This window comes from Pseudoxanthomonas sp. PXM03, from assembly GCF_014852005.1.
Classification (GTDB): domain Bacteria; phylum Pseudomonadota; class Gammaproteobacteria; order Xanthomonadales; family Xanthomonadaceae; genus Pseudoxanthomonas_A.
In genome coordinates this window covers 354,567-375,305 of sequence record NZ_JACVAU010000002.1, presented here as the reverse complement: position 1 = coordinate 375,305, position 20,739 = coordinate 354,567, and the positions used below count along the sequence as shown (strand labels likewise).

At 68.8% G+C, this 20,739-nt stretch carries 17 protein-coding genes; 10 read left to right on the top strand and 7 right to left on the bottom strand.

Annotation, left to right across the window (positions count from 1 at the left end):
• Positions 1-10: 10 nt before the first annotated feature.
• Together IB223_RS10505 and IB223_RS10500 are read right to left on the bottom strand one after the other, a co-directional pair.
• A complete protein-coding gene (locus tag IB223_RS10505) occupies positions 11-3,214 on the bottom strand; it encodes a bifunctional diguanylate cyclase/phosphodiesterase (protein WP_225590999.1) in 3,204 nt (1,067 codons plus the stop codon).
• Between the two features lie 155 nt (positions 3,215-3,369).
• Positions 3,370-4,200, bottom strand: coding sequence for an alpha/beta hydrolase (locus tag IB223_RS10500; RefSeq protein WP_225591072.1), 831 nt, complete (start codon positions 4,198-4,200; stop codon positions 3,370-3,372).
• Between the two features lie 477 nt (positions 4,201-4,677).
• On the opposite strand from IB223_RS10500, the gene IB223_RS10495 reads away from it, so the two are divergent.
• Together IB223_RS10495 and IB223_RS10490 are read left to right on the top strand one after the other, a co-directional pair.
• On the top strand, positions 4,678-5,067 hold the full coding sequence (locus IB223_RS10495) for an MAPEG family protein (protein ID WP_192201611.1): 390 nt from the start codon (positions 4,678-4,680) through the stop codon (positions 5,065-5,067).
• A 122-nt stretch (positions 5,068-5,189) separates the two neighbouring features.
• Positions 5,190-6,347 (top strand): hypothetical protein, encoded by a 1,158-nt coding sequence (locus tag IB223_RS10490; protein WP_192201610.1) that lies wholly within the window; start codon positions 5,190-5,192, stop codon positions 6,345-6,347.
• A gap of 17 nt (positions 6,348-6,364) precedes the next feature.
• On the opposite strand, the gene IB223_RS10485 is transcribed toward IB223_RS10490, so the two are convergent.
• Genes IB223_RS10485 through IB223_RS10475 form a run of 3 tightly spaced genes read right to left on the bottom strand, consistent with a single transcriptional unit; the run spans position 6,365 to position 7,808 of the window.
• On the bottom strand, positions 6,365-6,589 hold the full coding sequence (locus tag IB223_RS10485; RefSeq protein WP_192201609.1) for an RNA-binding S4 domain-containing protein: 225 nt from the start codon (positions 6,587-6,589) through the stop codon (positions 6,365-6,367).
• A gap of 30 nt (positions 6,590-6,619) precedes the next feature.
• On the bottom strand, positions 6,620-7,291 hold the full coding sequence (locus IB223_RS10480; protein WP_192201608.1) for a serine/threonine protein kinase: 672 nt from the start codon (positions 7,289-7,291) through the stop codon (positions 6,620-6,622).
• Positions 7,292-7,322: 31 nt separating this feature from the next.
• A complete protein-coding gene (locus IB223_RS10475) occupies positions 7,323-7,808 on the bottom strand; it encodes a sigma-70 family RNA polymerase sigma factor (protein ID WP_225591071.1) in 486 nt (161 codons plus the stop codon).
• 209 nt (positions 7,809-8,017) lie between these two features.
• Between IB223_RS10475 and IB223_RS10470 the strand changes: the two genes are divergently transcribed.
• From IB223_RS10470 to IB223_RS10445, 6 genes are all read left to right on the top strand, one after another.
• Positions 8,018-9,925: a DEAD/DEAH box helicase gene (locus IB223_RS10470; RefSeq protein ID WP_192201607.1), complete on the top strand. Its 1,908-nt coding sequence runs from the start codon at positions 8,018-8,020 to the stop codon at positions 9,923-9,925.
• A gap of 150 nt (positions 9,926-10,075) precedes the next feature.
• Positions 10,076-11,683: a GGDEF domain-containing protein gene (locus IB223_RS10465; RefSeq protein ID WP_192201606.1), complete on the top strand. Its 1,608-nt coding sequence runs from the start codon at positions 10,076-10,078 to the stop codon at positions 11,681-11,683.
• Between the two features lie 133 nt (positions 11,684-11,816).
• The gene (locus IB223_RS10460; protein WP_192201605.1) at positions 11,817-14,246 is read left to right on the top strand and encodes an EAL domain-containing protein; all 2,430 of its coding nucleotides are present in this window, start codon (positions 11,817-11,819) and stop codon (positions 14,244-14,246) included.
• Positions 14,247-14,286: 40 nt separating this feature from the next.
• Positions 14,287-15,006 (top strand): pseudouridine synthase, encoded by a 720-nt coding sequence (locus tag IB223_RS10455; protein WP_192201604.1) that lies wholly within the window; start codon positions 14,287-14,289, stop codon positions 15,004-15,006.
• An 88-nt stretch (positions 15,007-15,094) separates the two neighbouring features.
• Complete coding sequence (locus IB223_RS10450) at positions 15,095-16,165, top strand: sensor domain-containing diguanylate cyclase (RefSeq protein ID WP_192201603.1); 1,071 nt, start codon at positions 15,095-15,097, stop codon at positions 16,163-16,165.
• Positions 16,166-16,256: 91 nt separating this feature from the next.
• Positions 16,257-16,679, top strand: coding sequence for a universal stress protein (locus tag IB223_RS10445; RefSeq protein ID WP_192201602.1), 423 nt, complete (start codon positions 16,257-16,259; stop codon positions 16,677-16,679).
• Positions 16,680-16,685: 6 nt separating this feature from the next.
• Here the strand turns inward: IB223_RS10445 and IB223_RS10440 are convergent, their stop codons facing one another.
• Positions 16,686-17,633, bottom strand: a complete 948-nt coding sequence (locus tag IB223_RS10440; RefSeq protein ID WP_192201601.1) for a DMT family transporter — start codon at positions 17,631-17,633, stop codon at positions 16,686-16,688.
• 101 nt (positions 17,634-17,734) lie between these two features.
• Between IB223_RS10440 and IB223_RS10435 the strand changes: the two genes are divergently transcribed.
• Both IB223_RS10435 and IB223_RS10430 read left to right on the top strand, forming a co-directional pair.
• Complete coding sequence (locus IB223_RS10435; protein ID WP_192201600.1) at positions 17,735-18,379, top strand: Pr6Pr family membrane protein; 645 nt, start codon at positions 17,735-17,737, stop codon at positions 18,377-18,379.
• Positions 18,380-18,582: 203 nt separating this feature from the next.
• Positions 18,583-19,884: an MFS transporter gene (locus IB223_RS10430; protein WP_192201599.1), complete on the top strand. Its 1,302-nt coding sequence runs from the start codon at positions 18,583-18,585 to the stop codon at positions 19,882-19,884.
• 5 nt (positions 19,885-19,889) lie between these two features.
• On the opposite strand, the gene IB223_RS10425 is transcribed toward IB223_RS10430, so the two are convergent.
• Positions 19,890-20,714: a DUF72 domain-containing protein gene (locus IB223_RS10425; RefSeq protein WP_192201598.1), complete on the bottom strand. Its 825-nt coding sequence runs from the start codon at positions 20,712-20,714 to the stop codon at positions 19,890-19,892.
• Positions 20,715-20,739 lie beyond the last annotated feature (25 nt).

Sequence of the window (20,739 nt, the reverse complement as noted above, 5' to 3'; positions counted from 1 at the left end):
ACGCGCCCGGTTACGTCTGTGCCTGGCGCAGCTCGCCGCGTGCCAATGCGGTGGCCTCTTCGACTTCCATCGGCCGGCCGAAGAAATAACCCTGCATCTCATCGCAGCGCATCTGCTGCAGCGCGTGCATCTGTTCGGCGGTCTCGACGCCTTCGGCGATCGTGCGCAGGCCCATTTCGTGGGCGAGCACGAGGATGGTGCGTGCGATGGCGCGGTCGGTGCTTTCCGCGGCGATGCCGTCGACGAAACTGCGGTCGATCTTGATGATGTCCAGCGGCAGGCGCTGCAGGTACGACATGCTGGAATAGCCGGTGCCGAAGTCATCCAGCGCGAGCTGCACGCCGAGCGCATGCAGGGACTGCAGCATCTGCTGCGCCGCGCCCATGTCTTCCACCAGCACGCTCTCGGTGAGTTCGAGCGTCAGTGCGTTGGCGGGCAGTGCGTGCCGCTGGAGGCAGTCGGCGATCCACGGCGCCAGGGTGGGCTGGCCCAGCTGGCTGGGCGACAGGTTCACCGCCATGCCCAGCGTGCGCAGGCCCATCGCACGCCAGCGGGACAACTGCTGGCAGGCCTGTTCGAGCACGAAATGGCCGATGTCTTCCATCAACCCCGCGCTTTCCGCCAGCGGGATGAACACCGATGGCGGCACCTCGCCCCATGCGGGATGTCGCCAGCGTGCGAGTGCCTCGAATCCGGTCAGCTGCAGCGTGTCGCCTGCCACCACGGGCTGGTACGCCAGCCGCAACTGGCCGCGGGCGACGGCTTCGCGCAGGGCGGTCACGCGGCTCAGGCGGTCGTTGGCTTCCTGCTGCGTGCTGGCGGAGGGCAGTCGCACCTGGTTGCGGCCTGCGCGCTTGGCGAGGTGCCGGGCATCGTCGGCGCTGCGCAGGAGGGTCTGCAGGTCAACGCCGTGTTCGGGCGAATGGGCCAGGCCGATGCTGGCCGTGACGGTGAAGGAGGGATGCGTGGAATACAGCGCGATCGGCTGCCCCACGGCGCGGCGGATGTCTTCGGCGATGCGGGTGAGCTGGTCGATGTCGATGTCGGCGAAATGCGCGAGGAAGCCCTCGCCACCGTAGCGGTACACGAAACCCTGTTCGCCGCATGCCGCCGAGATGCGCTGGCCCATGCGGCGCAGCACTTCATCGCCGCCGTCGTGGCCGAACGAATCGTTGACCATGCCGAAGCCGTCCAGGTCCATGATCGCCAGGCCGTGGCCCGACATGGAGGGCGTCGCGATCCTCTCGGTGATGAGGTTGGCCTGGGCCGAGAAACGCGGCAGGCCGGTGGCGCTGTCCATCGCGGCGGCATCATTCAGTCGCCGCTGCGCATCCAGGCGGCGTTCGGTCTCCAGAAGCAGTGAGCGCGCGGTCTCCGCCGCTTCCGATGAGCGCCGCCGCGAGAGTTCGAGCAGGAACAGCACGAACGCGATCAGCAGCCCGCTGCTCAGGCCGCCCACCACCAGGGCGCGCGGCAGCACGAACGAGCTGAGTGCCGGCGGCGACCACAGTTCCAGCCGCACATCGTGGCCCGGTAGCGCGACCGTCTGCACCGAGAGCGGCGCCCCCACGGGCTGGCCGTGTTCCACCGTGGCCATGCCCTCGGCCGTCGCGCGCACGGGGCGGTCCGAGAGCACCGCCTTGCTCAGTGTCGTGACGAAGTCATCCAGCGCGACGAAGGCCTGCGTGCGCCGCCCCGCGACATCGACGGTCAGCCACCAGCCGCCAGGGACCGATTGCAGGTGGCCTTCTTCCGCCACCGGCCCGGCGGGCGAGGGCGCTGCGGGGGCATCGAAGCCAGGCCGCACCCACCGCAGCTCGCTGCCGTCGTCGCCCACGCTGCGCACGACACGGAATGCGCCGTAGACACGCACCATGTCCTCGACATGCTGGTCGAAGAGGGTCTCGGCGGCGTCCGGCCGGGCCGCAGCCAGCGCGGCGGACAACTGGCGCAATGCGCCGCGGCGCAGTTCCATGCCGCGCAGGAAGGTGGGTGTGGCGCTGGCGGTCTGGATTTCCATCACGCGGCGCGCCATCGCATCGCGATCGGCCGTCGCGGCGACCCAGTACATGCCGCCGAGGAGCAGCGCCGCCGCCATCGGCATGACGCCGAGCAGGCGATGGCGCAGCGAGTTCTCGCCCGCCACCGCCAGTGCCAGGCCCACCGCCACCAGTTGCGCCGACGCGGTCAGCGATACCTGGTAGATCGACAGGCCTTCACGGTGATAAGGCAACTGGATCAGCAGGCCCAGCGCCGCCATGCCGGCGACCGAGGCCATCGCGATGCCGAGACCGCGGGTGATGCCCCAGCGCAGGCTTTCCCAGCGCTCCAGTGCCTGCGGCAACACGGCAACCGCCAGCCATGCGGTGAGCACGCCGTAGTCGGTATAGCCTCCGATCAGGGGTGTGGTGAGGCGAGGCAGCCAGCCGAGCCGATGCAGGAGGGCATTCGCCGGGGTGACGATGCCTCCGAGCGTCTGCAGCAGCGTGAGCAGCAACGGAACGGTGACCACGGCCAGCAGGATCCACGCCGGCCGTTCCTGTTCGCGCTGGCGCAGCAGCAGGGCCAGCGCCACGAGCGCCACGCAGAGCGTGGAGATGGGCCGCATGGGCGGATAGGCCACGCCCATCTTGCCGACCAGGCTGCCGGGAACGTGCCAGCCGATCAGGGCGAGCGCCGCGAACGCCAGCACGAAGGCGACCAGTTCGGTACTTGCGTCGAGCGTGCGGCCCGAGCGCAGCGATGGCGTATAGACCAGCAGGAACATCGCCAGCGCCGACAGCGCGACCGACCAGCCGATCTCGGCCACGCCGCCCGGCTGCAGCGCGCCCAGCACCGGTTGCACGGCGAGCAGCAGCAGTGCCGCGGCGAATACGCGCATGACGAACTCGGGCCAGAAGCCGCGCCACAACCGCGTCCACACGATGATCGCGGTCGCGGCCAGGACCAGGCAGGTGCCGAGCGCGTGGAAATGCCACAGGTGCAGCAGGAACAGCACCGCGAGCAGCCCGGCGACGGCGAGACGCACCGGGCGCTGCTCGCTGCGCCAGGTGGCGATGGCCACCATCACGCCGATCACCGGCACGCTGTCGTCGACGAAGTGCACGCCGCCGATGTTCACCAGGGTGAAGGTGGCGGCCAACAGCCACGCGAACGCCGCCGCGAAGCGTTGCGCCCAGTGCACGGGCCGCCAAAGGTCCTGGTGTATCGCCAATGCTGTCCCCTGGGGGCCGACACCCCGTCGCACTGTGATACCCAAATCGCCGCCTACCCGCAAGCACGGAGGGTGCAATGGGTGATCCGGCCCGGCAGATCGGCTGCCGGTGCGCGGCCCGCGCTGTGCGGACCGCGCAGGCCTTACCCGGGCCGTCAGCCCTTGGCGAACGCCAGCATGTCGGCGTTGAGCTTGTCCTTGTGCGTATCGGTGATGCCGTGCGGGGCGCCGGCGTAGACGATCAACTGGCTGCCCTTCACCAGCTTGGCCGACGCACGCGCGGCGGCATCGATCGGGACGATCTGGTCATCGTCGCCATGGATGATCACGGTCGGCACGTCGAACTTCTTCAGGTCCTCGGTGAAATCGGTTTCCGAGAACGCCTTGATGCTGTCGTACGTGTTCTTGTGCCCGCCCATCATGCCCTGCAGCCACCATGCGTCGATGACGCCCTGCGACGGCGTCGCGCCGGGACGGTTGTAACCGAAGAACGGGCCCGAGGGGATGTCCTTGAACAGCTGCGAACGGTTGGCCAGCAGGCCGGCGCGGATGCCGTCGAACACGTCGATGGGCAGGCCGCCGGGATTGGCCTCGGTCTTCAACATCAGCGGCGGCACAGCGGATACCAGGCCGGCCTTCTTCATCCGCTTCGTGCCGTGGCGGCCGATGTAGCGCGCCACTTCGCCGCCGCCGGTGGAGAAGCCGAACATCGTGATGTCCTTCAGGTCCAGGTGTTCGATCAGCTGCGCCAGGTCGTCGGCGTAGTGGTCCATGTCGTTGCCGTCCCAGGGCTGGCTCGAACGTCCGTGGCCGCGCCGGTCGTGTGCGATCACGCGGAAGCCGTTCGCGGCCAGGTGGTAGGCCTGGGATTCCCAGCTGTCCGCGTTGAGTGGCCACCCGTGGCTGAGGGTCACCACAGGTCCGTCCTTCGGACCCCAGTCCTTGAAGTAGATCTGCACGTCGTCTTTGGTGGTGAACAGGCCCATGGTGGTTCTCTCGATGGCGGGGGGAGGGGAAGGCAGCGCGGATGTCGCGGAAGAAGCCGCCGGCGGGCGGCTGCACGCCGCCAGGGGCAGCAGCGCGGCGGCGGTGACGGCGGCGCCCGCCAGCATCACGTGCCGGCGTTGCAGGTCTATGTCATGCGGGGAGGGTGGCAGGGCCATGCTTCCGGTCCGGTGAAGGCGACCCGGGGTCGCGGTGGGGTGGGGTCTCCACCTTCCCATCGGGGGCGGCATGCCGATTGCACCCGCGTGCGCAGATGGCACCGCCGTGGCGCAGCGGCGTGGTAGCCGTCAGCCTGCGAAGGTTCCGCCGATCCGTCCGGCACCATCGCGCCACAACAGGCGCCTGAGCCAGCGCCGCGCGCAAGCCGTGAACTACGGCGAAGACTGCAGCCGCCAGGTGCGCGCAGGCGTGCGCCGGGCTGCGCTAGAGTGGGCGGACCTTGCACGAGGCCGTCCACCATGCCGATCGAACTGAAGATGCTCGCCTGGTCCATCGCACTGGGACTGGCGCATGTGCTGCTGGGGGCCGCGCTGACCACCCGGCAACGTGGATTGAAGTGGAATGTCGGCGCGCGCGATGCCGTGCTGCCGCCGCTGGAAGGCGTCGCCGCACGGATGGATCGGGCACTGCGCAACTTCCTGGAGACCTTCCCGTTCTTCGCTGCCGCCACGCTGGCGGTGGTGGCGCTTGATCGTGGCGACGCCGGCACCGCGCTTGGCGCGCAGTGCTATTTCTGGGCGCGTCTTGCCTACGTGCCGCTGTACGCGGCGGGTGTGCCATACCTCCGTACCATCGTCTGGACCGTCTCGCTGTGGGGCCTGCTGCAGGTGCTCTGGGCGTTGCTGTGACGTCGCCACGGACGCCGGGTTCATCGCACGGTGGGCCCGCGCCGCGGGTTTGACACTAGACTAGGCCGACCCTCACCCATGCCCGTGCCTTCGTGCGCAGGCGTCGCGCCCTGATCGACCGGATGTTGTCCCGCACCCTGCACCTTCCCCTGTCCCTGCTGCTCGCCGCCAGCCTCGTGCTGGCCGGCTGTGGTGCGCGCGAGGCGGACGGCGATGCGCCCGATGCGATGGCCCAGGCGCCGGCCACCGACGCCGCACCGCCAGCGGAAACAACCTCGCAGCAGGCCGAACGTGGCGACGGTGCGGTGTCCACCGGTCCGATGTCGCCTGCGCGTGGCGCGCCTGCCGAGAGCGGCTCTCTCGAAGGCCTGCCTACCGACTGGCCGCTGGCGAAAGTCGAGTCGGGCAAGGCCTGGGTCAGTTGCCGCGCCGACTACAACACCGAACAAGGCGATGGCGAGCCCCTGGAATCGCTGGCGTTCTTCAGCGTGGTCGATGCGCTGTCGGCATGCCAGAAGGGCGGCGTGCTGCGCCTGCGTTACCAGGGCAAGATCGCGGCGGATTTCACCGATCTGGTCTCGCGGGTGGCCGACATCGCCGAGCGCATGGCCATCCACAAGCGCATCCTCGATCTGGACTCGGCCGGCGGACAGGTGGAGGACGCGATCAAGGCGGGCGATGCGATCGGCGGCGGCGGCTGGACGATCTGGGTGCGCGAAGGCTCGGTCTGCCACAGTGCCTGCGTGTTCGTGCTGGGTGCCGGCGACAACCGGATGATTTCCGGCAAGGTCGGCGTGCACCGGATCATCCGCATGAGTTCCACCGCGACCACGCGCAGCGAACTGAACGAGGAACTGCGCGGCGTCTACGACCGGGTGAAGGACTATCTTTCGCGCAACGGCGTGGCGGTCGCCGTCGCCGACCTGATGATGACGGTGCCCAACCGCAGGTTGCGCCTGCTCAGCAAGGACGAGCTCCAGGAATACGGCCTGGATGGCACCAATGCCGCCCAGGACGACCTCGACCGCCTGCAGCTGATGCGCCGCTGCGGCGAGGATTTCGTGTTGCGCCGTGACGCCTTCCTGCGCAGCTTCGACAGCGAGTGCAAAGCGGCGGGGAAGGACCTGGACCAGATGCAGGCGTGCGGTCTTACCCTGCGCGAGCGTTTCGAGTTTCCCGATGCGAAATGCCCGGCCGACAGTCCGTTGTCGGAGTTCGACCGCATGGCCGACGCGGAAGAAGCGCTGGAACCCGGCGACGCATCGGGCACCGCGCCCTGACCCGCGCGCATTGAGGCTCAGCCGGAACCGGCGACCACGCGGATCTCCGCATCGCCGACGCGGACGACCTGGCCGGCGCGGATCTTGGCGGTCTTGCGCGATTCCACCACGCCATCCACGGCGACCTCGCCCGCTGCCACGATGGCCTTGCCCTGGCCGCCGCTGTCGGCAATGCCGACCAGCTTGAGCAGTTGGTTGAGTTCCACGTGGTCGCGGTCAAGTTCGAAATCGATGCGTTGCATGCGCGCAGTGTAAGCCACGCGGGTGACGGCTCAGTCCTGCTCGAAGCGTGCGATCTCATCGAACTGGGCGCGTGCGCGGCGCAGGCTGGCACCGCTGATGCTGTCTTCCATCGCCTTCGCCAGGCGTGGCCGCGCCGGGTTGCGCGACCAGCGATGGAACCAGGCCGTGGCCAGCAATCCCGCCGCGCCGACCAGCAGGCCGATCCACACCATGCCGGGTGCGCGGGCGTACAGGTCGGTACCCCCGAGTCCGGCCAGCACCATCAGCACCGGCACCCACAGGAACCACCACGGCAACCCCGCCAGCATTCCGTTGACGATGTAGGTGCGCCGCAGCGTGGCCAGCCGCTTCTGGATGTCGACGATGGGCTGGGCGTAGTCGATCTGCCCGATGCGGTGCAGCGTCTGGCCGGCCATCGCGATGGTCGCGATGCCGTAGAGCTGCACGACGATGCCGGCCACGACGGTCGTCCATGGCAGGCCGTCGCCGGATTGCCCGCCGCGGATCCACAGCAGCGCCGCCAGCAGGATGAAGGGAATGCCGAACAGCGTCTGCGCCACCTGGCCCCAGAACAGCGGGCGCAGGCTCGACAGCGCCTTCTGCTTGCGTTGCTCCAGCAGCACGTGGGCCTGCAGGGCATCGTGCCGTTCCAGGCGGCGCGACAGCGTCTGCCATGCCAGTTTCAGTTCATCGGTTTCCATGGCGATTGTTCCGTAAGAAGAAGTCATCGGGTCAGAGTTCCTGGCGCAGCCGCTGTTTCAGCCGGCTGATCTTGGTGGCGACATTGGTTTCGCTCAGGCCCAGCACGTCGGCCATCTCGCGGTAGCTGTGGTCTTCCAGGTAGAGCAGCAACAGGGCGCGGTCGAGCGGCGGCTGTGCCTGGATGAAGCGGTACAGCAGGTCGACCTGCTGGCGCCCTTCGTGGTCATGTGCATGCGGGTCGGCGAGGTCGTGATGGTCTTCGGTCCACGCCTCGGACGACGGTCCACGCGTACGGCTCCGGACGTGCGAGATCGCCACGTTCAGCGCGATGCGGTACATCCAGGTGGCGAACGGGCGCGCGTGGTCGTAGTCGGGCCAGGCCTTCCACAGCTGCGTGGCGATGTCCTGCATCAGGTCGTCGCGGTCGTCGCGGTGCCAGGCGTAGGTGCCGGCGACCTTGGCGATGATGCCGCGGTGGGCCTGCAGCAGCGCCGGGAAGCCCTCGCGGGCGTCCATGGGGCTGTGGGCATTCATGGCGGTGGTCGAATCCATTCCGGCATCGGCTCGATTGTGCGGTGTGCAGGGTGATTCGCCGACGGGCCCGGAAAATCACGTGGCCGCATCGCCGGCGCCGGGTCAGCGGGTGCTGCAGCGCGACAGGAGCCCCCCGAAAGCGCACAATACGCGGCTCGGCGTGCGGCTCCGCGACGCCCCGGAGTATCCGCATGTCCCAAGAATCCCCTTCGCCCGCCCCCCTCCTTTTCGCCGATCTCGGCCTGCCGGCACCGGTCATGGCCGCCGTCACCGAGGTGGGGTACGAAACCCCGTCCCCGATCCAGGCGGCCACCATTCCCGCCATGCTGGCCGGACGTGACGTGCTGGGCACGGCGCAGACCGGTACCGGCAAGACCGCGGCGTTCGCGCTGCCAGTGCTGGCCAACATCAACCTGAATGCCGGGAGCCCGCAGGCACTGGTGCTCGCGCCCACGCGCGAATTGGCCATCCAGGTGGCCGAGGCGTTCCAGAAGTACGCCGGCAAGATCCCCGGCTTCCACGTGCTGCCGATCTACGGCGGCCAGAGCTACTACCCGCAGCTGCAGGCGCTGAAGCGCGGCGTGCACGTCGTGGTCGGCACGCCCGGCCGCGTGATCGATCATCTGGAGCGCGGCTCGCTGGATCTGTCCGGGCTGACCACGCTTGTGCTGGACGAAGCCGATGAAATGCTGCGCATGGGCTTCATCGACGACGTCGAGACGGTGCTGAAGAAGACCCCGGAAACACGCCAGGTGGCGCTGTTCTCCGCGACCATGCCGCCGGCCATCCGCCGCATCGCGCAGACCTACCTGAAGGACCCGGTCGAGGTGAACATCGCCTCCAAGACCACCACCTCGGCCAACATCCGCCAGCGCTACTGGTGGGTCAGCGGCATGCACAAGCTGGATGCGCTGACCCGGATCCTGGAAGTGGAGCCGTTCGACGGGATGATCGTGTTCGCCCGCACCAAGGCGGCCACCGAAGAGCTGGCCGACAAGCTGCAGGCGCGCGGCCTGGCCGCCGCCGCGATCAACGGCGACATGCAGCAGGCGGCGCGCGAGAAGACCATCCAGCAGCTCAAGGACGGCAAGCTGGACATCCTCGTCGCCACCGACGTGGCCGCGCGAGGCCTGGACGTGGAGCGCATCAGCCACGTGCTGAACTACGACATCCCGTACGACACCGAAAGCTACGTGCATCGCATCGGCCGTACCGGGCGCGCCGGTCGCACCGGCGATGCGATCCTGTTCGTCACCCCGCGCGAGAAGGGCATGCTGCGCTCGATCGAGCGCGCCACCCGCCAGCCGATCGAAGAGATGCAGCTGCCCAGCGTGGAAGCGGTGAACGACCGCCGCGTGGAGAGGTTCCTGGCCCGCATCACGGACATGCTGGCATCCGGCAAGGCCGGCGAATTCCGCGCGCTGATCGAGCGCTACGAACGCGAACAGAACGTGCCCGCGGTCGACATCGCCGCCGCGCTGGCGCAACTGGTGCAGGGCGACACGCCGCTGCTGCTGTCGCAGGAGCGCACCCCGCGCGAGCAGCGCCCGGTGCGCAGCGAGACCTATGGCAACGCCCCGCGCCGCGAGCGCGATGAGCGTCCGCGCCGCCACGAGGACGGTCCGGGCGAGCGCCCGGCGCGCAGCTTCGACAAGCCCGAGCGCTCGCGCATCGAGCGTCCCGACACCGACCGTCCGCGCGCCGACAAGCCGCCGCGCGGTGCGCCCGAGGTCGGCATGGAGACCTATCGCATCGAGGTGGGCCACGCCCATGGCGTGAAGCCGGCGAACATCGTCGGCGCGATCGCCAACGAGGCCGGGCTGGAGAGCCGCTACATCGGCCGCATCGACATCCAGCACGACCACACCACGCTGGACCTGCCCGAAGGCATGCCGCGCGAGCTGCTGATGCACCTCAAGAAGGTCTGGGTGTCCGGCCAGCAACTGCGCATCCACAAGCAGGGCGAGGATGCCGGCAGCGCGCCGCCACGCCGGTTCGCGGGCGCAGGCGCAGGCAAGGGCAAGCCACGCGGCGACAAGCCGTTCGGCGCAGGCAAGCCGGCCGGCAAGCCGCACCGCAAGGGGCCGCCGCGCGAGTGAGGGCTCTGCCGGTACCCGGGCACCGGGAGTGGCACGGAAGTTGCATTCCGGAGACGCAAGCCAGCGCACCGGTCATCGGGAGAGCGGCGACATACCGGAGTGTCTGTGAGGGGGAACGGGGATCAACGTGGCGGGATCGCGGGGTGGCTGATGCTGCTCTTCGTGCTGTCATGCCCGGTCCAGGCCGCTCCTGAAGCCGGCCGGGACTACCTGGTCACCGGTGCGCCCACCTCCGAACAGGCGCCGCAGCGGCACTGCACGCCCGCGATGCTGGCCGGGCTGACCGAGCGGGTCGAGATCCCCGCACCACCGGGAGGGTGGTCGGGTGCCCCGCAGGCGGTCAACGTGTTCAACATCTTCGCGGGCGAGGTGCGGGTGCACCATGGCGACCGCGAGGTCTGTGGGCGCATGCACGACGCCCGCACGCGCGATTCGCGGTTCCGTGCCGGCGTGGGCATGGTGGTGGTGCCCCCGGCGGGCAACCGGGAGCCCATCGAGGTGGCCTGGGCCACGCCATTGAAGCCCGGATGGATTCCCACCGTCCGCATCGGTGCACCCAGCCCGGTCCAGCAGTTCGACACCGCGCGCCTGCTGGTGCGGACGGCGTGCGTGGCCATCGCCATCGCGCTGGCCTTCATGGCACTGATGGGATTCCTGAGCACGCGCGACCGCGTCTTCCTGGGCTACACCCTGCTGTGCGCGCTCAGCGTGCTGGGACAGGCGGTGCTGAGTGGCCTGAGCGGCTACCCGGAACCCTGGCTGCCCATCGGCGATGGCGAATCCCGGTGGCTGGTCGCGTTCTCCTGTCTGGGCTTGCCGACGCTGCTGTACGTGATGTGGCTGCTGGTCGGCGGCGCGCGCGCCTGGCCCGGCACGCGACGCTGGCTGCCCTGGCTCGTCGTGGGCATCGGCGCCACCAGCGTGGCGGTGGCATGGTTGCCGCAGGAAGGCCTGTCGCGGCTGGCGACCGGCGTGGACATGGGGTTTTCCGCAGGCTGCGGTGTCATCCTGGCCCTGGGCCTGTGTTTCCTGCGCCGCCAGCGCGCCGATGCCATGGCGGCGATCGCCGCCGTGATGCCGTTCCTGGCGATGGCCGCGATGGACCTGGCCGACAGCCGCCTGTTGATCGAATACCGCGTGGAAGCCATCCAGCTGTCGATCACCTGGTTCCTGACCGTCAGCGCGTACGTGCTGAACCTGCGCCTGGGCCAGTTGCGCCGCCAGCGCGACGAGATGCGCGCCCTGGCCGACACCGACGAACTCACCGGCCTGCCGAACCGCCGCGCCGGCCTGAAGCGGCTGGAGCAGCACATGCGCGATGCCCGCGCGGGCGAGGAATCGCTGGCCGTGGGCTTCCTCGACATCGACCTGTTCAAGCGCATCAACGACGTGCACGGGCATGCGGTCGGCGACCGGGTGCTGGTGGCGGTGGCGGGCACCCTGACCTCGGTGGTGCGCGACCCCGCGGACGTGATCCGGATGGGCGGCGAGGAGTTCCTGGTGCTGCTGCCCGGCATAGGCGGTGCCACCGCGCGGGCGCGCCTGGAAGCGATGCGTACGCAGGTGCGCGCGACCGGCGCCGGGCTGGGCATCGAGGGCCTGCTCGTCACCGCCAGCATCGGCCTGGCGACACTGGAGCCGGAGGACCTCGACGCGGCATCACTGCTGCGTCGCGCCGACGAGGCGATGTACCGGGCCAAGCGGGCCGGGCGCGACCAGGTGGTCGACGCCGGGGCCGCCCCGGATGACAGCAACTGACGCGGGACGACCATTTGTCGGCGGTCCGTGTCGAATGATGACCATGGCCTCAAGCGCGCCGGGGCCGGGCCGATGAACGACGATGGAGGCCCGCGCGAATGCCTTCCGTCGCGTGGACCAACAGGAGTGACATGTGGACAACAGGGAAGCACCCCTAGCGGGCGGAATGTCCGGCGGTGACCGCGACCGGGGGCTGCAGCGCCTTCCGGCCCGGGTCGCGGTGCTCATCATCCTGTCCGCACTGGGCGCACTGCTGATCGCCGCCGTGCTTGAAACGCAGGCGGGTGCCACCGCTTACATCATCGGCGAGAGCCACTGGTCCAAAGCGCAGCAGCGTGCCGTGCACAGCCTGTACCGCTACGCCCGCCATGCGCAGCCCGCCGACCTGGCCGATGCGCGCGCCGCCCTGCGCGTGCCGCTTGGGGATCGCACGGGCCGACTGGCGCTGGAGCGCACGCCGGTCGACGTGGCCGCCGCCCGTGCGGGGTTCCTGCAGGGCGAGAACGCGCCGGAGGACATCGAGCGCCTGGTCTGGATGTACCGCATGCTGGGCAAGGCCCCGTACTTCCGCGAATCGGTGCGCCTGTGGCGCGAGGCGGAAGTCGAGATCCAGCACCTGGTAGCGCTCGCCGACGAACTCGAGTCGCGTCCGCCAGGCGCCACGCGCGACGATGCCAGCGTCCGCGCCTACCAGCACAGGTTGATGGAAATCGACGCGCGCGTGCGCCCGAAGGAACTCGCGTTCTCGCGCTCGCTGGCGGAGGGCGCGCATTTCATGCGACGCGTCCTGTTGGGGCTCAGCGCGGTGGCGTTCCTCGTGCTCTGCGCGTATGCGCTGCATGTCATGCGCAGCACGCTGCGCCGCGTGCGCGAGACCGAAAGCGAATTCCGCATGGCGTTCCACCAGTCCGCGGTGGGCATGCTCAAGCTGGATCGCGATGGATGTTTCACCCAGGCGAACGAGGCGCTGGCGCAGATCCTCGGGATGCCGCTGCATGACATCCGCTCGCTGCACCTGTCCGACGTCCTGCATGCCGACGATCTGCAATGCGATGCCCATGGCACCATCGACTGGACCCGCATGCTCGAGCCGGGCGAGCGCCGGCTCGTGCGTCGCGATGGCGACGTGCGATGGGTGCGCTGGACGGCGTCGGTGGTCGCAGCGCGTGCGCGCTGTGCGGAGCGGGTGTTCGTGCTGGTGGAAGACGTGTCCGAAGCACATGAGCTCGCCTGCGAGATCGCGCACCAGGCCAGCCACGACGACCTCACCGGCCTGATCAACCGGCGCGAGATCGCCCGCCGGCTGGGCAGCGCGCTCGGGCAGGCACATGGATGCGATGGGCGGCACACGCTCTGCTACATCGACCTGGACCAGTTCAAGCTGGTCAACGACACCTGCGGGCATGAAGCGGGCGATCGCTTCCTGTGCCATTTCGCCACCCGGGTGGCGGCGCAGCTGCGTCGTGAAGACTGGCTGGGGCGCCTGGGCGGCGATGAGTTCGCGGTGCTGCTGCACGACACCACGCTGGAGGAAGCGGAAGCGGCGATGGCGCGCATCCATGCGTCGCTGGGCGAGTCCTCGTTCCAGTGGAACGGCCGTACGTTCGGCCTGAACTGCAGCATCGGCGTGGCCGAGATCAACGACACGGCAGTGGACGTTGACTGGCTGCTGCGCGCGGCCGATGCCGCGTGCTATGTCGCCAAGGAAGAAGGGCGCAACCGCATCCGCTGCTATCGCGATTCCGATCCCAGCCTCTCGCGTCGCCGCCACGAACTGGAATGGGTGGCGCACACGCAACTGGCGATCGCGGAAGACCGCCTGTTGCTGTATGCGCAGCAGATCGTCGCGCTGGATGGCAGCCAGCGCCTGCAATACGAAGTGCTGGTACGCCTGCGCGACCGCGAAGGCCGGCTGCATGCGCCGGGGGTTTTCCTGCCGGCGATGGAACGTTACGGGCAGGGCATGGCGGTCGACGCCTTCGTCGTCGATGCGGTGTGCCGCCACTTCGCGCTGCATCCTGCGCACCTGGCGCGCGTGGACCTGTGCCACGTGAACGTGTCCGCGCAGTCCATCGCCGACCCTGCTTTCCTGGAGCACGTGAACCTGCTGCTGGACCAGCATCCGGGCGTGGCCACGCGGCTGTGCTTCGAGATCACCGAAACGGCGGTGATCGCCAACCTGGACGATGCCTGCCGCTTCATCGATGCGATGCGGGCGCGCGGGTGCCGGATCGCGCTGGACGATTTCGGCAGCGGCCTGTCGTCGTTCGCCTATCTCAAGCGGTTGCCGGTGGACATCCTCAAGATCGACGGCGCCTTCATCCGCGACCTCGCACGGGGCGAAGTCGACCTGGCGCTGGTGCGTTCGATGAGCCAGATGGGGCAGGCGCTGGGCAAGGTCACCATCGCCGAGTGGGTCGAAAGCGATGCCGTGTTGGCGCAACTGCGCGAGGTGGGCATCGGGCACGTGCAGGGCTACGCCGTCCACGTGCCCTGTCCGCTGGACGAACTGATGGCGGCATGGGAGTCCGTTCCGGCCGGCGCATACGCGGAACCTGCCTGAAGCGGGCGACGGCGGGCGCCCGATCCCGGATAATGGCGGCATGACCATCCGCCTCAACAAGCACATCGCCGACACCGGCTTCTGTTCCCGCCGCGAGGCCGACCGCCTGATCGCGGAACGCCGCGTCACCGTCAATGGCATGGCCGCCGGCATGGGCGCCGTGGTGGGCGAGGGCGACGAGGTGCGGGTCGATGGGCAGCCGCTGAAGGCGCGTGCGGTGAAGGCAGGCAAGCGCAAGCACGTCTACATCGTGCTGAACAAGCCGGTCGGCATCACCTGCACCACGGAGTCGTCGGTGAAGGACAACATCGTCGACTTCATCGGCCACGAGCAGCGCATCTTCCCGATCGGCCGCCTGGACAAGGATTCCGAGGGCCTGATCCTGCTGACCAGCAACGGCGACATCGTCAACCAGATCCTGCGCGCGGAGAACCGCCACGAGAAGGAGTACCTGGTGGCGGTCAACAAGCCGGTGACGGACGAGTTCCTGCGCGGCATGGCGCGCGGCGTGCCCGTGCACCGGCAGATGACGCTGCCGTGCCGGACCAACCGCATCGCGAAGTTCGGTTTCCGCATCACCCTCACCCAGGGTTTGAACCGGCAGATCCGCCTGATGGCCGCCGCGTTCGACTACCGCGTCACCCAGCTGCGCCGGGTGCGGATCGACAACGTGAAGCTGGGTGACCTGAAGCTGGGCCGCTGGCGCAACCTCACCGATCAGGAACTGCGTGGCCTGCTGCCGCAGCAGGAAACCTGGTGACGCATAGCGTGATCGCCGTCGCGGGGCGGCGGCATCCGGCGCTCACGAACATCGGCATACTGCTCCGGTATCCACATCCCCTGCCGGCATGAGCCGACCTCTCAAGCCCGACAACGAAGAAGAACGCCTGGCTGCCCTGCGCAGCTTCGACATTCTCGACAGCGATCCCGAACGCGCCTTCGACGATCTGGTGCGGATCGCCGCCGCGATCTGCGATGTACCGATGGCGGCCGTCACGCTGATCGATCGCAACCGGCAGTGGTTCAAGGCCCAGGTCGGCATGGACAGCCCGGATCCCTCGCTGGAAACCTCCTTCTGCGCGCACACCATCCTCAGTCCGGATGCCATGACGGTGGTGCCGGATGCGACGCGTGATGCGCGCTTCGCCGACAATCCGCTGGTCACCGCCGGGAACGGCATCCGGTTCTATGCGGGCGCACCGCTGGTGACGTCGGATGGCTTCGCCCTGGGCGCGCTGTGCCTGGTGGACGCGCAGCCGCGGCAGCTGGAGCCGTTCCAGCTCACCGCACTGGATGCGCTCTCGCGGCAGGTCTCCCAACTGCTGGAGTTGCGCCGCGTAAGCCGGCAACTGAGCCATCAATTGCGCGAGCGCGGCTGGTACGAACAGCAGATGCAGCTCTACCAGGACCAGCTGGAGCAGCAGAACGCCGATCTCTCCGAGCAGACCCGCACCGACGTGCTGACGGGGCTGCCCAACCGGCGGGCATTCGCGGCTGCGTTGGAGGCTGCGATGCGCAAGGCCGAGGAGTCCGGCGAGCCGCTGGCGGTGGCGGTGCTGGACGTGGACCACTTCAAGACGATCAACGACCTGCATGGTCACGATGAAGGCGACCGCGTGCTGGTGGCGCTGGCGGACATGCTGAAATCCCAGTCGGCCGGACGTGGACTGGCCGCCCGCTACGGTGGCGAGGAGTTCGTCATCCTGATGCCCGGCGCGAAGTGCGACGAGGCACGGCTGCAGTGCGAGTACATGCGGCAGAGCGTGGGCCTGCTGCCCATCGGCCTGCCGGTATCGGTCAGCATCGGTCTGGCGGACCGTCAGGGCGGGGACACCGCGGAGACCATGTTCCGTCGCGCCGACCAGGCCCTGTACGAAGCCAAGCGCAGCGGGCGCGACCGGGTGGTGGTGGCGACCTGAGTTGATCGGGATCAATGCGCGCCGCGACGGACTGACGCATGCTGTACCCATCGGCGGCGCAGCGGGCGCCCGCCCCATGCGGAGAACGACGATGAAGATCCTGTTGGCCGTGGATGGAAGCGAGATCGGACTGGCGGCCGTCCGCCACCTCGTGGAACTGAGCAAGACGCTGGCCGACCTGCCCACCGTGACCCTGCTGTATGTCGATCCGCCGCTGCTGCGCTCGGTCGCGCTGGAACTCGGCAGCGATGGCGTGGAGCGTTACCACGCAGAGAACGGCGCCTACGCGCTGAAGAAGGCGCGCACCGCGCTCAAGCGCGCGCAGTTGCCCTTCGTGGAGAAGATCGTGGTGGGTGAGCCGGCCGAGAGCATCGTCAAGCAGGCCAAGTCCGGCAAGGCGGATCTGATCGTGATGGGTACCCACGGGCGCGGCGCGTTGAAGCAGCTGCTCGTCGGTTCGGTGGCGCTGAAGGTCATCGCCACCAGTCCGGTGCCCGTGGTGGTCGCGCGCTGACCGCGCTCAATCGACGATGTTCTTGGCCTCGGAGGTGCCCAGCACTTCCGGGTGCTCGATGCGCCTGGGGCGTTGCGTCAGCGGATGCAGGAACACCGCCGCCAGGATGATGCCGACGCCCAGGTAGAACAGCGGCGTCAGCTCGCGCTGCTCGCCCAGCAGCACGATCGCCAGCATGATGGCGTAGACCGGTTCCAGATTGGTCACCAGCTGCACGCCGTACGCACTGAGGTGCTTCAGCGCGACCAGCGACAGCGCGAACGGCAGCAGCGTGCAGGCCAGCGACAGCACCAGCAGCAACACGCCGTCCTTCAGCCCGGGCAGCACGAACAGTTCGCCGGCGAAGGCGGGGAACAGGATCGGCATCAGGGGTGCCAGCAATGTCAGCAGGATGGTGCCGGCGCCAAGTTCCAGTCCGGTGATCGTCAGCGGCTCGCCGTGGTCGATCAGGCGCTTGTTGAGCGGCCCGAACACCGCCACCAGCAACGCGGATATCGCGCCGACCAGCACGCCCAGCCGCATGCCGTCGGGGATCCCGCCGACCACCAGCGCCACGCCCGGCAACACCGCGATACCGAACAGCAGCTCGCGCCAGGAAAACGGCCGGCGTGTCAGCCAGGGCTCGATCACCGAGGTGAAGGCCGGCGCCAGTGCGATGCAGGTCACCGCCACGGACGCATTCGACAACTTGATCGCGCCGTAGAACGTCAGCCAGTGCAGTGCCACGATCACGCCGATGCCGCAATACGCGAGGACCAGCTTCAACGGCATCGCGCGCAGGCCACGCCATACGCGTGGCAGCAAGGCGAGGGCGACCACCACGATCAGCATGCGCCACCACACCAGCGGCAGCGCGGACAGGCTGATCAGCTTGCCCAGGATAGGCGTGAAGCCCCACAGCAGCACGCACAGGTGGATCTGCAGCTGGGCCTTGGCGGTCGGTGTCATCGGCATGCGTGCATTGTCGCCGAAGCGCCGCGCGGCTGGCGATGAGACCACTCCCGACCGGGCGCTTGCCGTGGCAAGCTGGCGGGACCGCGGATCGAGGATCACCGATGTCGCCCACATGCCTTCCCGTCGTGCCCCGCACGTTCGCCGCGCTTGTGGGGCTGCTTGCCCTGGCGGCGCTGGTGCTGCAGTACGTCCTGATCCTGCAGCTGACCCGCGACAATGTCGGCGTGGTCCTGGGCACGGTGCGATTCGTCACCTACTTCACCATTCTCAGCAATATCGCGGTGGTGCTGGTCGCCTTCGCTGCGGCGACGGGGCGGTCGGGCTTCTTCGGGCAGGCCCGCGTGCGCGGCGCGGTCGCGTTGTACATCGGCGTCACCGGCAGCATCTACTTCTTCATCCTGCGCCACCTGTGGCAGCCGCAGGGCGCGCAGTGGTGGGCCGACACCGGCCTGCACTACGCGGTGCCGCTGGCGTACTGGGCGTGGTGGCTGACCTGCGTACCGTACGGGGCATTGCGCTGGCGCGACGTTGCGGGATGGCTGCTGTTCCCGCTGGGTTACGTCGGCTGGGTGTTCCTGCGTGGCGCATGGGTGGGCGAGTATCCGTACCCTTTCATCGACGTGGGCCAACTGGGCTGGGCGCGCGTGGGCGTCAACGCACTGGGCGTCATGGGGGTGTTCGTGGTGCTGGGGCTGGTCGTCGTGGGCATGGACCGCGCACTTGGCCGGCGCCGCGCTTCCCTGTAGGAGCGACGTGAGTCGCGACCGCGCGTCGTCCGGTCAAGCAAAGCTGCATCGCGCGTGGTCCGTCGGATGACCGGCGTGTCCTGGCGAGGTCGGTGTACGGTCGCGACTCACGTCGCTCCTACAGGAAGCAACAGTGCTGGACGTGTCTCGTGTGGCATGCGATGTTCGCGCGCCATGACGGGGCCGACATTCGGGACCAACGCATGACAACCGACGACACATCGCGTCCGATCCACCGTCCCTTCGACCGGCGCGATGCGAAGACGCTCGGCCTGTCGGCGCTGGGCGGTGCGCTGGAGTTCTACGACTTCGTCGTGTTCGTGTTCTTCGCCAAGGTGTTGGGTGCGTTGTTCTTCCCGCCCGGTACCGCGCCGTGGCTGGCACAGCTGCAGGTGTACGGCATCTTCGCGGCGGGCTACGTGGCGCGACCGCTCGGCGGCGTGGTGATGGCGCACTTCGGCGACCGCCTGGGCCGCAAGCGCATGTTCACGCTCAGCGTTTTCATGATGTCGGTGCCCACCCTGTTGATCGGCCTGCTGCCGACGCACGCGCAGGTCGGCGCGCTGGCGCCGCTGTTGCTGCTGGCGATGCGCGTCGTGCAGGGGATCGCGGTGGGCGGTGAAGTGCCGGGGGCCTGGGTGTTCGTGGCCGAACACGTGCCGCGCGGTCGCGTCGGCATCGCCTGCGCCACGCTGACAGCGGGCCTGACCGCCGGCATCCTGATCGGCTCGTTGCTGGCGGCCTGGATCAACGCGCATTACAGCGCGACCCAGGTGCAGGGGGGCATCTGGCGCGTGCCGTTCCTGCTGGGCGGCGCGTTCGGCTTCATCGCGGTGTGGCTGCGGCGCTGGCTGGAGGAGACGCCGGTGTTCGTCGAGATGCGCGAGCGCCGGCAGCTGGCGCGACGACTGCCGGTGAAGCAGGTGCTGGCCGCGCACCGGCCCGCGGTGATCCTGTCGATGCTGGCCTCGTGGCAGTTGACCGCCGCCATCGTGGTGATCGTGCTGCTGACGCCAACGCTGGTGCAGACCAGCTTCGGCATTGCGCCTGCCGTGGCATTCCAGGGCAACAGCCTGGCGACGCTGGCGCTGGTGTTCGGTTGCCTGGTCGCGGGGTGGGCGGTGGACCGCATTGGCGTGGGGCGCGCGCTGCTGTTCGGGTCCTTGGGGTTGGGCGCGGCTGCGTACGCGTTGTACGGCGCCCTGGTGGCGGGCCACCAGGCGCAGTTCGTGGCCTGGTACACGCTGGCCGGTTTCTGCTGCGGGGTGGTGGGCGTGACGCCGGCGCTGATGGTGGCGGCGTTCCCGCCCGAGGTGCGCTTCTCCGGCCTGTCGTTCTCGTACAACGTGGCGTACGCGCTGTTTGGCGGACTGACGCCGCCGCTGGTCGCATGGCTGTCCGTCGCCTGGGGACCGTTGGCGCCGGCGCACTACGTGTCCTTCACCTGTCTGGTCGGTGTCGGCGTCGCCGCATGGGTCATCGTGGCGCGCCCGCTGCGCTACTGACGGCGCTATCTCGCGAGCTTGCGGATCAGTTCCATCGCCGCGGCCGGATTGCGTTCCTTCGCGCTGCTGATGAAGTAAATGAACACGTCGCGTCGCGGCAGCTCGGGCGCGGGCTCGCCGACGTGCGGCAGTTCGGCGATGTCTTCGCCGCGCGACCAGGCGCGTGCACGCTCGGCCCACTGCGCCAGCTCCTTCGGCGGATACCCGGTCTCGATCGGCTGCGAGCGCATCAGGCGTGCATAGACGAAGTCCGCCGTGAGGTCGGCGAAAGAGGGATAGTCGATGGAATCGGTGAAGACCGTGGCGACCTGGTGGCGGCGCGCCAGGTCGATGAAGTCCCCATCCACCGCGCCGGGATCGCGGACCTCCAGCGCATGCCGTAGCGGGCGACCATCGATCTCGCGAGGCAGCAGCGCCAGGAAGGCGTCGAGTTCGTCCGCGTCCACGCGCCGGCCCGCTTCGAACTGCCAGACCAGCGGGCCGAGCTTGGCGCCGAGTTCGGCGATACCGGCGACGAAATCTTCCACCTGCACCCGCGTGGAAGCCAGCGAGCGCGATTGCATGATGCGCTTGGGCGCCTTGGCCGAGAACATGAAGCCATCCGGCGTCTGGTCGCGCCAGCTGGCGTAGGTCGCGGCCTTCTGCGCGCTGTAGTAGGTACCGTTGATCTCGATGGCGGTGAGCTGGCGGCTGGCGTATTCCAGCTCACGCCGTTGCACCAGGCCATCGGGATAGAAATTCTTGCGCCAGGGCGCGAAAGTCCAGCCGCCGATGCCGACACGGATACCGTCGGTCGAGACCGGGGGTGCAGAAGCGAAGAGATCGTCCATGCGCGAAGGATAGCGCGGCCTCCGT